This window comes from Mesorhizobium sp. CNPSo 4689 (assembly GCF_057784325.1).
Map to the genome: position 1 here is coordinate 37961 of NZ_JBWLUZ010000019.1, position 12612 is coordinate 50572.

The 12612-nt window shown below is 64.7% G+C and carries 10 protein-coding genes; 4 read left to right on the forward strand and 6 right to left on the reverse strand.

The features are described from left to right. Positions 1-17 precede the first annotated feature (17 nt). From fabF to gmk, 4 genes are all read left to right on the forward strand, one after another. Positions 18-1280, forward strand: coding sequence for a beta-ketoacyl-ACP synthase II (gene fabF / locus AC04SI_RS21720; RefSeq protein WP_404280745.1), 1263 nt, complete (start codon positions 18-20; stop codon positions 1278-1280). Positions 1281-1382: 102 nt separating this feature from the next. After that, entirely contained in the window at positions 1383-2612 is a 1230-nt protein-coding gene (mltG, locus tag AC04SI_RS21725) for an endolytic transglycosylase MltG (RefSeq protein ID WP_488474850.1), read from the forward strand. A 161-nt stretch (positions 2613-2773) separates the two neighbouring features. Further along, entirely contained in the window at positions 2774-3664 is an 891-nt protein-coding gene (locus tag AC04SI_RS21730) for a YicC/YloC family endoribonuclease (RefSeq protein WP_404280748.1), read from the forward strand. A 5-nt stretch (positions 3665-3669) separates the two neighbouring features. Continuing rightward, positions 3670-4326 (forward strand): guanylate kinase, encoded by a 657-nt coding sequence (gmk, locus tag AC04SI_RS21735; protein ID WP_404280750.1) that lies wholly within the window; start codon positions 3670-3672, stop codon positions 4324-4326. A 209-nt stretch (positions 4327-4535) separates the two neighbouring features. On the opposite strand, the gene rsmA is transcribed toward gmk, so the two are convergent. The 6 genes from rsmA to lptF form a co-directional block, all read right to left on the reverse strand. Further along, positions 4536-5372, reverse strand: a complete 837-nt coding sequence (gene rsmA / locus AC04SI_RS21740) for a 16S rRNA (adenine(1518)-N(6)/adenine(1519)-N(6))-dimethyltransferase RsmA (protein WP_404280751.1) — start codon at positions 5370-5372, stop codon at positions 4536-4538. Positions 5373-5382: 10 nt separating this feature from the next. Next, positions 5383-6411 (reverse strand): 4-hydroxythreonine-4-phosphate dehydrogenase PdxA, encoded by a 1029-nt coding sequence (gene pdxA / locus AC04SI_RS21745; protein WP_404280753.1) that lies wholly within the window; start codon positions 6409-6411, stop codon positions 5383-5385. Between the two features lie 71 nt (positions 6412-6482). Further along, positions 6483-7415 carry a SurA N-terminal domain-containing protein gene (locus tag AC04SI_RS21750; RefSeq protein ID WP_404280756.1) on the reverse strand — a complete coding sequence of 311 codons (933 nt, stop codon included), beginning with the start codon at positions 7413-7415 and terminating at the stop codon, positions 6483-6485. 216 nt (positions 7416-7631) lie between these two features. After that, positions 7632-10052 carry an LPS-assembly protein LptD gene (locus AC04SI_RS21755; protein WP_488474851.1) on the reverse strand — a complete coding sequence of 807 codons (2421 nt, stop codon included), beginning with the start codon at positions 10050-10052 and terminating at the stop codon, positions 7632-7634. Then, positions 10052-11134 (reverse strand): LPS export ABC transporter permease LptG, encoded by a 1083-nt coding sequence (gene lptG, locus AC04SI_RS21760; RefSeq protein ID WP_006203732.1) that lies wholly within the window; start codon positions 11132-11134, stop codon positions 10052-10054. Before lptG ends, AC04SI_RS21755 begins: the two co-directional genes overlap by 1 nt. Before the next feature lie 33 nt (positions 11135-11167). After that, positions 11168-12370 carry an LPS export ABC transporter permease LptF gene (lptF, locus tag AC04SI_RS21765; RefSeq protein WP_404280759.1) on the reverse strand — a complete coding sequence of 401 codons (1203 nt, stop codon included), beginning with the start codon at positions 12368-12370 and terminating at the stop codon, positions 11168-11170. Between the last annotated feature and the right edge of the window lie 242 nt (positions 12371-12612).

Below are 12612 nucleotides of genomic sequence, written 5' to 3' on the forward strand. Positions count from 1 at the left end.
ACCGGGGAGGACCTGCGATGAGGCGTGTCGTCGTCACGGGCCTTGGCCTGGTTTCGCCGTTCGGCATGGGCTTCGAGCATGGCTGGAAGGAACTGCTGACCGGCCGCAGCGCCGCCAAGCGTGTCACCGAATTCGAAGTGGAGGATCTTGCCTGCAAGATCGCCCACGTCATTCCGCGCGGTGACGGCTCCAACGGCTCGCTCAATCCCGAAGCCGTGCTCGAGCCGAAGGAACTGCGCAAGATCGGCGACTTCATCCTGTACGGGATCGCGGCCGCCGACGAGGCGCTGAAGGATTCCGGCTGGGAGCCCCAGACCGAGCAGGAGCGCTGCGCCACGGGCGTCATGATCGGCTCCGGCATCGGCGGCCTCGAGGGCATCGCTGAGAACGCGCTGATCCTGCACGAGCGCGGACCGCGCCGCATCAGCCCCTTCTTCATTCCCGGAAACATCATCAACCTGGTGTCCGGCCAGGTGTCGATCCGGCACGGGCTGAAAGGCCCGAACCACGCCGTCGTCACCGCTTGCTCGACCGGCGCGCATGCCATTGGCGATGCCGCCCGGCTGATCATCTTCGGCGATGCCGACGTGATGCTGGCCGGTGGCGCCGAATCGCCGGTGACCCGGCTTTCGCTTGCCGGCTTCGCCGCTTGCCGGGCGCTGTCGACCGAGCGCAACGACACACCGGAAAAAGCCTCCCGTCCCTATGACCGCGACCGCGACGGCTTCGTCATGGGCGAGGGCGCCGGCGTCGTAGTTCTCGAAGAACTCGAACACGCCAAGGCGCGCGGCGCGAAAATCTATGCCGAGGTCACCGGCTATGGCCTGACCGGCGACGCCTACCACATCACCGCGCCCGCCGAAGACGGCGACGGCGCCTTCCGCTGCATGACGGCGGCGCTGAACCGGGCGAAGCTGTCGCCCGCCGACGTCGACTACATCAACGCGCACGGCACCTCGACCATGGCCGACACGATCGAGCTTGGCGCCGTCGAGCGGCTGGTCGGCAACGCGGCGTCGAAGATCTCGATGTCGTCGACCAAGTCGTCGATCGGCCATCTTCTGGGCGCGGCGGGTGCCGCCGAGGCGATCTTTTCGATCCTCGCCATCCGTGACAACATCGCGCCGGCCACCATCAATCTCGACAACCCGGAACGTGAGACGGCGATCGACCTGGTGCCGAACACGCCGCGTTCCAGACAGATCGACGTGGCGCTGTCCAATTCCTTCGGTTTTGGCGGCACCAACGCCTCGCTCGTCTTCCAACGCTACAATGGCTGAACAGCCGGCCGGCAGGCGTCCCCGAACCCTGTCGTCATTTTTGCCATATTCGCCCCTACTCTGCCCCAGGGGATTCGTCGAAATGACAGATGGTAGGGCGCTATGAACACAAATCCGGGCGGCGGAGAATTCGGACAGCAGCAGGCCGCATCCAGTCCGATCGTGCCGAAGACGGCCGCCGAGGCCTTGCGGCCCGAGGCCGGCACGCCGCCGCCAAGGCGCTCGCGGGCCTCGCGCAGCCAGATCGTCGTGTTCATGAACTTCGTCATCTCCTCGGTGATGCTGCTGGTTCTGGCGGCCGGCATCGCGCTCTATTTCGGCAAGCAGGCGTTCAACGAGCCCGGCCCGTCGGCCGCCGGCGACACCTTCCTGGTCAAGCCGAACACCGGCGTCCAGGATATCGCCGACCAGCTCGAGCGGCGCGGCCTGATCAGCGACGCCCGTATCTTCCGCCTTGGCGTGCGCGCCAACGGCAATGATTCCGCGCTGAAGGCCGGCGAATACGAGATCAAGGCCGGGGCTTCGATGCGCGACATCATGGAGCTTTTGAAGAGCGGCAAGTCGGTGATGTATTCGCTGACCATCCCGGAGGGGCTGACGGTCGAGCAGGCGCTGCAGCGCATCGCCGAGCAGGATGCGCTGACCGGCGACATGCCTGCGACCGAGCCGTCCGAGGGCAGCCTCGCCACCGACACGCTGCGCTTCACCCGTGGCGCCACGCGTCAGCAGATGGTCGACAAGCTGCTGGCCGACCAGAAGAAGCTGGTAGAGGAGGTCTGGCAGCGGCGCGCGCCTGATCTACCCTTGGCCAATATCAACGACTTCGTCACGCTGGCCTCGATCGTCGAAAAGGAGACGGGCAAGGGCGACGAGCGCTCGCGCGTGGCCGCCGTCTTCCTCAACCGGCTGGCCAAGGGCATGCGTCTGCAGTCCGATCCGACGATCATCTACGGCCTGTTCGGTGGTAAGGGCAAACCTGCCGACCGTCCGATCTACCAGTCGGACATCGACAAGCAGACGCCCTACAACACCTATCTGATCAACGGCCTGCCGCCGACACCGATCGCCAATCCGGGCCGTGCGGCACTCGAGGCGGTCGCCAATCCGTCCAAGACCGACGACCTCTATTTCGTCGCCGACGGCACCGGCGGCCACGTCTTTGCCTCGACGCTGGAAGAGCACAACCAGAACGTCGCCCGCTACCGGGCGCTGCAGAAGAAGCAGGCCGACGACGCCGCCAAGGCCGGGGCCAAGGTGGAAGGCCAGACCGATGCCCCCGCCGATGCCGGCGATAGCGGCGACGCCGGTGGCGATGCGGGGGCCGCCCAGTAGCGCCGGGTGGTTTTTAAATCGTCCCTTGCGGGATGCGCTGATTTTTGAAGAAAACGTACGGCGCCGGCTTGAAGGCACCAGTCGTTTCGGCATTTTGTAGCCGCGCGTGGTTTGACCGGGAACGGGTTCCTGGATCACGCGCCAAGGGGCGTACGGGCATCATGAATTTGCAGAGCATGACCGGTTTTGCGCGCGCGGTCGCCGAACACCAGGGCACCTCGATCGCCTGGGAGGTCAAGTCGGTCAACGGCAAGAGCGTCGAGGTCAGGCTGCGGCTGCCGCAAGGCTTCGAGCGATTGGAGCCGGCCGTCAGGCAGACCATGCAGAAGCGATTTTCGCGCGGCAACTTCCAGGCGACGCTGACCGTCGGCCGGGCCGCCGGCGCGCAGGTGCAGCCGGTGGTCAACGAGGTCTTCCTGAAGGATCTGGCGGGACTGGCCAAGCGGCTGCAGGAGCAGTTCGGCGTCGCCCCTGCGACGGCCGATGGGTTGCTGGCGCTACGTGGCGTGCTGGATATCCCGGAAGCCATCGAGACCGAAGAGGCGCGGGCCGCGCTCGATGCGGCGGTCCTGTCGGCGCTGGACGTGGCGCTCGCCGGGCTGGAGCAGGCGCGCCAGAGCGAGGGCGATGCGCTTCGTTCGCTGCTCAGCGGCCATATCGACGCCATCGAGGCGCTGACGCTGAGGGCCGAGGCCGATCCGTCGCGCGAGCCGGCGGCGATCCGCGAGCGCATTGCCGAGCAGGTCCGCCTGCTGATGGATGCCTCCGCCAATCTCGACGCCAGCCGGCTGCATCAGGAGGCGGCCTTCCTCGCCACCAAGGCCGACATCCGCGAAGAGATCGACCGGCTGAAGACGCATGTCGCATCGGGACGGGTGCTGCTCGCCAATGGCGGCGCCATCGGCCGCAAGCTCGATTTTCTGGCGCAGGAATTCAACCGCGAATCGAATACGCTGTGTTCCAAGTCGAACGCCGCCGCGGTGACCGCCATCGGGCTAGAACTGAAGGCGGTCGTCGATCAGTTTCGCGAACAGGTCCAGAATCTGGAGTAGCCCGAATGGTCGCCAGGGATTTGGGTTCCCGCATCCGCCGCCGCGGGCTGATGCTGGTTCTGTCGTCGCCGTCCGGTGCCGGCAAGTCGACGATCGCGCGCAATCTTCTGGAAAGCGATTCAAGCCTCGAACTGTCGGTCTCGGTCACCACCAGGCCGCGTCGTGGCAGCGAGATCGAGGGCGTCCACTATCATTTCCGCACCATGCGCGAGTTCGAACGGCTGCGCGATTCCGATGCGCTGCTCGAATGGGCCGAGGTGCACGGCAATTGCTACGCGACGCCGCGCGAGCCGGCGGAGCTGGCGCTGGCGCAAGGCCGCGACATGCTGTTCGACATCGACTGGCAGGGCGCCCAGCAGCTCAAGGAGAAGATGCGCGCCGACATCGTCTCGATCTTCATCCTGCCACCGTCGATGAAGGAGTTGAAGGCGCGGCTGAAGCGCCGCGCCGAGGACCAGGAATCGGTGATCGAGACCAGGCTGAAGAACGCCCGCAACGAGATCGAGCACTGGAAGGAATATGATTTCGTCATCGTCAACGACGATCTCGATCGCGCCTTCGCCGAGGTGCGTGGCATCGTCATCGCCGAGCGGCTGAGGCGCGACCGCCGGCCGGGGTTGTTCGACTTTGTCTCCGGATTGCTGGACGAGAAGACGGATTGAGGCGGTGGAGCGCCGATCTCCCCCCTTGTGGGGGAGATGCCCGGTAGGGCAGAGGGGGGCGCTGTCCCGCCGGCGTTCGAATAAATTAGACTCCATCCTAAGCCGGCTGACGGCCGTTGGTTAGGTCGACCAGACAGAGGTGGTGATCCTTCGCGCCCCCCTCTGTCCTGCCGGACATCTCCCCCACGAGGGGGGAGATCAGCAGCTTCTCAAACCGCGTTCGTCAGCCGCACGAATTCCTCGACGCTGAGCGTTTCGGCGCGCCGCGTCGGGTCGATGCCCGCGCGTGTCAGCAGCGCTTCCCCTCCGAGGCTTTTCACGCTCTGCCTGAGCATTTTCCGCCGCTGGCCGAAGGCGGCTTCGGTGAAACGGCCGAGTTTCTTCACGTCGGTGGGCAAGGGGCTCGTGCGCGGCACCAGATGCACCACCGAGGACGTCACCTTGGGCGGCGGCGTGAATGCCTGCGGCGGCACGTCGAAGGCGATCCTCGCCTCGGTGCGCCAGCCGGCCAGCACGCCGAGCCGGCCATAGGCGTCGCTGCCGGGGGCGGCGACAATACGCTCGGCCACTTCGCGCTGGAACATCAGCGTCATCGAGGCGTAGAAGGGCGGCCATGCCGTCACCGTCAGCCAGCGGATCAACAGTTCGGTGCCGATATTGTAGGGCAGGTTGGCGACGATCTTCACCAGGCCGCCTTCCGAGGCGGCCTCGGCAAGAGCGGAAAAATCCGTCTTCAGCGCGTCGCCGGCGATGATCTCGAGCCGGCCTGGATAGTGGTTCGAGACCTGCGCCAGCGCTTCGAGGCAGCGCTCGTCGCGTTCGATGGCGACGACCCGCCTGGCGCCGCTGAAAAGCAGCGCCCGCGTCAGCCCGCCTGGGCCGGGGCCGACCTCGATCACAGTGGTCTCGCTGAGGTCGCCGGCGGCGCGTGCGATCTTGCCGGTCAAATTGAGGTCGAGCAGGAAATTCTGGCCAAGCGCCTTCTTCGCCTGCAGCCCATGGCGTTCGATCACCTCGCGCAGCGGCGGCAGCCCGTCGATGCTCATGCAGATGCGCTCATGCGGCAGCTGCTTCCGTCCCGCTGTCGGCAAGCCGGCGGGCGAGCCGCAGCGCCGCGATCAGGCTGTCGGCGCGCGCAATGCCCTGGCCGGCGATGTCGAAGGCGGTGCCGTGGTCGGGCGAGGTGCGGATAAAGGGCAGGCCGAGCGTGACGTTGACCGCCTCGTCGAAGGCCAGCGCCTTGGCCGGGATTAGCGCCTGGTCATGATACATGCACAGCGCCACGTCATAGCTGGCGCGCGCGTGGGCATGAAACAGCGTATCGGCCGGCAGCGGCCCGAAGGCGTCGATGCCTTCCGCTCTCAGCTGGTCGACCGCCGGACGGATGATGCGCTGATCCTCCAGGCCCATCGACCCGCCTTCGCCGGCATGCGGGTTGAGGCCTGCTATCGCCAGCCTTGGCCTGGCGATGCCGAAGCGGCTTTCGAGGTCGGCGGCGGTGATACGGGCCGTGGCGACGATCAGCTCCGTCGTCAGCGCCTTCGGCACTTCGGCGAGCGGGATATGGATGGTGACCGGAACGGTGCGCAATTCCGGACCGGCAAGCAGCATCACCGGCGTCACCTCGGCGCCTGTGTGGAGCGTGGCCAGGTGCGCCAGATATTCGGTGTGGCCGGGAAAGCGGAAGCCCGCGTCGTAGAGGGGCTTCTTGGCGATCGGACAGGTGACGACCGCCGCGGCGCGGCCGCCGAGGCAGTCGGCCACGGCGCGGTCGATGGCCTCGATGGTGCCGGCGGCGTTGGCCTTGTCCGGCCTGCCGGGCCTGTCGACCTGGGTGGCGTCGAGTGGCACGACCGGCAGGACGCGGTGAAATATCCGCGCTGCTTGCTCTGGCATGGTTTCCGCGATCGCCACGTTGGCGCCGATCTGGCGCGCCCGCGCCGCAATCAGCGCCGGGTCGGCAAGCAGATAAAAGGGCGGCACGCCAGCGCTGTCGCCGGCCTGCCATGCGGCGATGGCGATTTCCGGGCCGACACCTGATGGATCGCCGACGCTCAAGGCCAGCGGGGCATCTGTCCGGCGCATGTCTATGCCGCTTTGCCGGCGGACCCGTCCGGACCGAGAGAGGGCAGGGCTCCGTCTTGTCGGACCACGGCCTAGCGCTCGACGATGCGGGCTTTCTTCCGCAGCTCCTCGACGTACTTCTTGCTGAGATCGTCGGCGTTCTTGTCGTTGTTGCCTTCGCTCTGGAACACCATCTGCGCGGCCTTGTCGTCGGAGACCTCGCGCGACGAGCAGATGCCGATGAACTCGACGCCACGCTCCGTCTCGCGCGTGGCGGTGGCGCCGCCGACCTTGGTGGCCTTGATCTGGTCGGCCCATTCCGGCGGCAATTGCGGCGCCAGCACCCGGCCGAGGTCGCGAACGGTGACGTCGATCAGGCCCTTGGCGAATTCGCGCGTGGTGTTGCAGCCGTTGAAGCGGGCGCGCATGGCGTCGGCTTCGCGCTTGCGCTTGCCAAGGGTTGCGCTGCGCTCCGACGCCGGCACCACGAAGATGACCTGCTGCAGCATGTATTCCATGGCGGTCGGCTTGGAGCCGCCCTTGTCGAGCATGCGTCTGACCGCGTCCTGTTCGGTCACGGAGCCGCCGTCACCCGAACGATAACGGGCCGAAAGCGCCTGGTTCCAGGCCATCTGGGCGCGGATGAATTCCTTGAAATGCTCCTTGCCGACACCCGACTGCGCCATGACGCCGTCGAGCTGCTTGAGCTGCATCTTGTTGTTCGTGGCGAAGCGCTGGTAGGCGGCGTCGACCTGCTCATCGGTGACCTTGATGCCGAGGCGCTTGACCTCAGCCATGCGCAGTGTCTGGTCGATCATTTCCTGGGCGGCATCGCCCTTCTTGCGCTGCAGTTTCAGGAACGCTTTCCGGTGTGCGATGTCGCCGGTGGTGATCGGCACGTCGTTGATGACGTACTTGATCTCGCTGGCAAAAGCCGGCGGCGTCATGACCGTAATCGAGACCGAGGTTGCCGCGATCAGCAGCGCGAATCCTGCCGAAAACAGATATTTCCTCATCGAGAGCATCCCAAATATTCCATCCCGCTCCTACAGCGCCGCGCGTTCCTCGGACGCGCAAAGGACGCTGCAGCATCTTAACTTTGCGCATGATCCTTTCCGAAAATCGATCTCGATTTTCGGGGTCATGCGGTGTGATCGAAACCCGTGCCCGCTCTATACGGCGAAACGATGTCACCAGCGCATGACCCCGTCTGCTACTGGCCCGTCTTTACTGGCCCGTCTTTACTGGATCGTGTCGATCGAGCTCTGTGACGTGCCGAAATCGCCGAGCGTGCGGAACGACAGGTTGAAGCCGACATTCTGCGACACTTCCTTGGTGATCGTGTCGCGCGATTCGGAGAACGTCATCAAATAGGTGAAGCAGGAATCATTATAGGCAAAACCGACGCCGTCCTTGACCAGCACGCTTTGCTTCAGGTCGTAGGTGCCGGTGCCGAAGACGCGCCAGTTCTCGGCAAGATGCGTCGAGGCGCCGAGCGTGACCTCGTGGCGATCGGTGGTGAAGCCGTAAAGCGGCTGCGCCTGGATGAAGGCATATTTGGCGCTGAGCGAAACCGGCAGGCCGGAATAGGCGGCTTTCACCTCGGCGCGCCGGACGTCAAAACTCTGTTCGTCGAAACGGCCGCTGAGCGAGCCGGAGAAGCCGCTCGCGCTGCTGAAGCCGATCAGGCCGACATAGTCGGAGGTCGACTTGTCCAGTCCGGAATAGGCGCCGACATTGACCAGGTCGGGCGCCGTGAACGAATTCTGGCCTGCCAGCTGGTAGGATTGGCCGAAGATCGCATTGGTGCTCCAGCCATTGTCGTAGGCGCCGGAATAGCGGAAACCGACATTGGCGCGCGTGCCGCCTTCCATGCGGTCATAGCCGGAAAACTTGTCGCGCTCGAACAGCGTCGTGGCGTCGAAGACGAAACTCTGCGCGTCCTCGTTGGGTACGGCGAGGCCGCCGACATACTGCTCGTTCGGGCGCACGAACACCTGCGCCATCGGTTCGACGATATGGCTGGAGCTCGGCATCGAGAACAGCACCGGCCAGCGCATTTCGAGCCCCGCGGTCGCCATGTAGCGCGCCAGCGACGTGCGCATATTGTCGTCGACGCCGAGATTCGTCGCCATCTCGTTGATGGCGGCGAGCGAGTTCGAGGTCGCGTTGACATAGCCGGCGTCACCGCGCAGCGCCAGCAGCGGCGTCAGCTGCAGGCCGCCATCGGTGGTGAAGGTGCGCTTCCATTCGGCTTCGGCGGTGAGGCGGCTCGACTGGCCTTCGATGCCGCGCACCCGCTCAACGGGCGTGCTGTCGTCATAGGGAGTTTCGAAGGCTTGATCCAGCCGGTCGCGGCTGATGACCCGCGCGTTGACGTTGAACGACAACTGCCCGCCGGCGACAGACATGTCGGGGATATAGGCATAGTCGAGCGACGGCAACACCCATGGCTGCTGGGCGGCACGGGCGGACGGATCGCTGGCCAGCGTGTTCTCCTGGACCTCGAAGCGCATGGCGCGCACATCGAAGTAATTGCGGCCGTCGAGGCCGGTCAGGTAGATCGTCGACTGGTGTGTGACGTCGCTGAAACCGTCGATGGAGTAGGTGCGCGAAAAATTCTTGTCGCTCTGCAGCAGCACGTCCCAGCCGAAATCCCAGCGCGGATTGATGGCGAACTGGCCCTTGGTGCCCATCATGCCGCGGAACTTGTTCGGATCGCTGGCGGGGCCGGAATCGACATTGACGCCGCTGCTGTTGATGAACTCTTCCGGGCTCTCCTGCCGGATGCCGGCCATCTTCAGCGTGTACTCGCCATTGTTGAAGCGCTGGCGCCACTCGGCCTCGCCGAGGAAGCCCTGCTTGGTGTAGCCGGTGCCGGTGACGGTGAGGTCGTAAGTCGGCGACAGTGCGAAGTAATAGGGGACTTTGACGCCGAAGCCGAGGTCGGTCTTGTAGTTGATGCCGGGGATCAGGAAGCCGCTCTTGCGCTTGACCGTCGGGTCGGCGATCTCGAACGCCGGCAGATAGGCAAGCGGAAAGCCGAAGAACTCGAAATTCGCGTTCTCGAAGCGAACCGTCTTCTTCTCGCCGTTCCAGATGATCTTGCGCGCCTTGACGCGCCAGGTCGGTGCCTTGTCCGGCTTGTCCTCGCAAGGTTCGCAGGCCGTGTAGACGCCGTTGTGGAAGGTCGTCAGCACGCCGCCCATGCGTTCGGCGCTTTCGGCGGCGAAATAGGCCTTTTCCGGGGTTTCGACACGCAGCGCGTTGACGAAGCCGTCGGCGAAATCGTCGGTGATGTCGATATGCTCGGAATTGATCTTTGTGCCGTCGCTGTTGATGATCTCGACGGCGCCGCTGGCGACCATGCGCTTGGTGTTGCGGTTGTACACGACGCGCTGGGCGACGAGCTTGTTGCCGCCATAGTCGATCTGCACGGCACCGACGGCGGTCACGGTCTGATCGTCGTTGTTGTAGACAAGCGTATCGGCGGCAAGCAGCATCTGCGAGCCGGAAGGAACGTTCGTCGCCATGTCCGTGACGTCCTGCGCCAGCGCAGGGGCCAGCGGGACCGCGCAGGCGAACAGGCATGCCAAGGCGCTCGCCCCATAAAGGCGTGCCAAACCGGCCTGCCTATGGCTGCGCAAAACCGCCTCCCTCACTAGCCGTCTTCCTTGTAAAGCAGGAACGTCACCCCGAAGAACATAGCCACGACAACCGGAACCCATGCAGCCACGGCTGTGGGCACGAATCCCGCCACGCCGAATGCCTTGACCAATACCGAAACGACATAAAGCAGAAAGCCTGCGAGGACGCCACCCAGAATCATCGTCGCCGACTGCCCCATCCTTGCAAATCGCATTGATACTGTTGCCGCAATCAGCGTCATGGCGACGAGAAGGAACGGCAACGCCACCAGCGAATCAAACTGCATGGCGAAGGCATTTGCCTTGAGGCCGAAGGAACGGGCAACCTCGATCTTGCCCGGCAGGTCGTAGAAGGGGATCGTTTCCGGCCGGGCAAGCCGCTCCTGCACGAATTCCGGCTTGAGATTGGTGTCCACGCGGTCGGTCGCTTCGGAGCGGATGGTGCCGTTCTTGAAGACCTTGACGTCCTGCAATTCCCAATAGCCGTCGCGCAGGAAGGCACGCGCCGCGTCCTTGCGCTCGACGATGTTGCCTTGCTGATCGAGCACGAAGAAGACGGTATCCGCCATCTCCAGTCCCTGGTTGAGGATGGCGCGGGCACCGATGATGGTATCGCCGGAGGCGGTCTTCTGCCGGATCCAAGGTGTCGAGTCGGCCGAAACGGTGTTGGATTTGCCGGCGCGCAGCTGGTTTTCCATCCGCTCGGACCAGGAGAAGGCATGCGCCGCCACCGGGTTGAGCACGCCGACCGACAGCATGCCGACCATCAGCGCCCCGATGCAGCACGGCAACAGGAACTGCCAGGCCGAGACGCCGGCCGAGCGGGCAATGACCAGCTCGTATTTGCGGTTGAGCGACACCAGCGTCGCCATCGCCGAGAACAGGCCGACGAACGGCACCGTCTGCAGCATGATCATCGGCATCCTGAGCGCCGAAATCGCGAACGCCGTGCCATAGGTAAAGCCCGGCAGGCCGGTGGTGCGGCCGGACAGCTCGGTGAAGTCGATCAGGAACACCAGCGCCAAAAGGCCGAGGAAGAACCACACCGTGATCGACACGTAGCGGAAGAAGAAATAGCGGCCCAGAGTCCAGCCCATTAGCGTGTCCAGCCCATTAGCGTGTCCGGCCCATCAGCCGGCTCCCTGGCCGGAGGCGCCGCGCTTGGCGAAGCGCAGCTTGAGGGCCGTCCAGGTTTCGCTGGCGCGGCCGGCGACGTTGGTCATCCAGTCCGCCCAGGCGACCGGCAGTTCCATGGTCCTGGAGGAGAGGATGAACCAGCCGGCGATCGCCGAGGCGACGATCGGCACGCCGAAGACCATATAGGCGTATTGCGGAACCTTGTCCGCCTTGCCGGCGGCGAAGAAACCAAGCCAGCGCACGAACAGCGCAATGACGATTGCGGTGATCAGCGGGTGGATGCGCGCCTCGCGATGCGAACGCGCGTCGCCCGCCACCGCCAGCGCGATCAGCGCGAACACCAGCGAGTAGGACCATTCGGAAAAACGCTGCTCGAGTTCGGCCGAATACTCGCCCGGGTTGCGCTGGAACATCTTGTCGTTGGGGCTCGGGTTGAGCAGGTACTGGGTCGTGCGGTCCTTCGGGAGGAGCGTGATTTCGTTGGCGGCCGACATGAAGGCCGAGAGGTCGAAGGCGTAGGAGGTGAAGCGGATGACCGAGAGGTCACCGGTCAGCGTCTTGCGATGGATGACGCCGTCATTCATCATCAGCACCTTCTCGTCGCCCTTTTCGACAATGCTGCCGCTCTTGGCGTAATAGATCAGGTTGGCGCCTTCCTCGCGCGAATCGGCGACGAAGATGCCGCCCAGCCTGTTGTCGGGCAGCCGTTCGCCGACCTGCAGGAACAGGCCGTCGTCGATCTTGCGGAACGTGCCCTCCTGGATGATCAGCGACACCAGGTCGGCGCGCGAAGCCGCCACCAGCTGCCGGTTCTTCTGCCTGGCATAGGGGTCGACGCCATTGTCGACGACGAAGGAAAAGACGCTTGCCGCCAGCGCCAGGAGCAGGATCGGCCGCGCGATGGTCCAGCGCGAGGCGCCGGCGGCATTGATCACGGCCAGTTCCGAATCCGTGTTCATGACGCTGAGCGTCTGGGCGACCGCCACCACCAGCGCGAACGGCACGACGATCGGGATGATCGACGGGATGATCAGCGCCGCGACCTCGAAGAAGGTCAGCGCCGACTGGCCGCTGTCGGTGACGAGGTCGATCTTGGCCAGTACCTGCGTCGTCCACACGATCGCCAGCGTCCAGGTCAGCGCAGCCAGGAAGACCGCCGATGTCCGACGCATGATGTAGCGTTCAACGACCTTCATGAAGGCTTTTCTCGATTTTGCCGAACGGCATCATGCCCGCGGACAAGGTAGTCATCCGGCGACGCCTGCACAACTGGCTCCATCGGCGGCTCGATCCGGTTTCTCGTCCCACATCATTCGCCCCGGCGGGCGGAGTGTCGGCTCCAATGGATAAAAAATGCAAAACATTGATGGTTAACAACAAGTTGCGACAAGGGAGCGGGGTCATGTCGCAGCGAATCCGATAGTGTTCGAGGCGCGCA

Excerpts from the sequence above, each read along its gene's own strand:
- pdxA (WP_404280753.1), bottom strand. The coding sequence starts at position 6,411 with ATGCGCCGGACAGATGCCCCGCTGGCCTTGAGCGTCGGCGATCCATCA.
- lptF (WP_404280759.1), bottom strand. The coding sequence starts at position 12,370 with ATGAAGGTCGTTGAACGCTACATCATGCGTCGGACATCGGCGGTCTTC.
- lptG (WP_006203732.1), bottom strand. The coding sequence starts at position 11,134 with ATGGGCTGGACTCTGGGCCGCTATTTCTTCTTCCGCTACGTGTCGATC.
- AC04SI_RS21730 (WP_404280748.1), top strand. The coding sequence starts at position 2,774 with ATGAATTTGCAGAGCATGACCGGTTTTGCGCGCGCGGTCGCCGAACAC.
- mltG (WP_488474850.1), top strand. The coding sequence starts at position 1,383 with ATGAACACAAATCCGGGCGGCGGAGAATTCGGACAGCAGCAGGCCGCA.
- AC04SI_RS21750 (WP_404280756.1), bottom strand. The coding sequence starts at position 7,415 with ATGCTCTCGATGAGGAAATATCTGTTTTCGGCAGGATTCGCGCTGCTG.
- gmk (WP_404280750.1), top strand. The coding sequence starts at position 3,670 with ATGGTCGCCAGGGATTTGGGTTCCCGCATCCGCCGCCGCGGGCTGATG.
- fabF (WP_404280745.1), top strand. The coding sequence starts at position 18 with ATGAGGCGTGTCGTCGTCACGGGCCTTGGCCTGGTTTCGCCGTTCGGC.
- rsmA (WP_404280751.1), bottom strand. The coding sequence starts at position 5,372 with ATGAGCATCGACGGGCTGCCGCCGCTGCGCGAGGTGATCGAACGCCAT.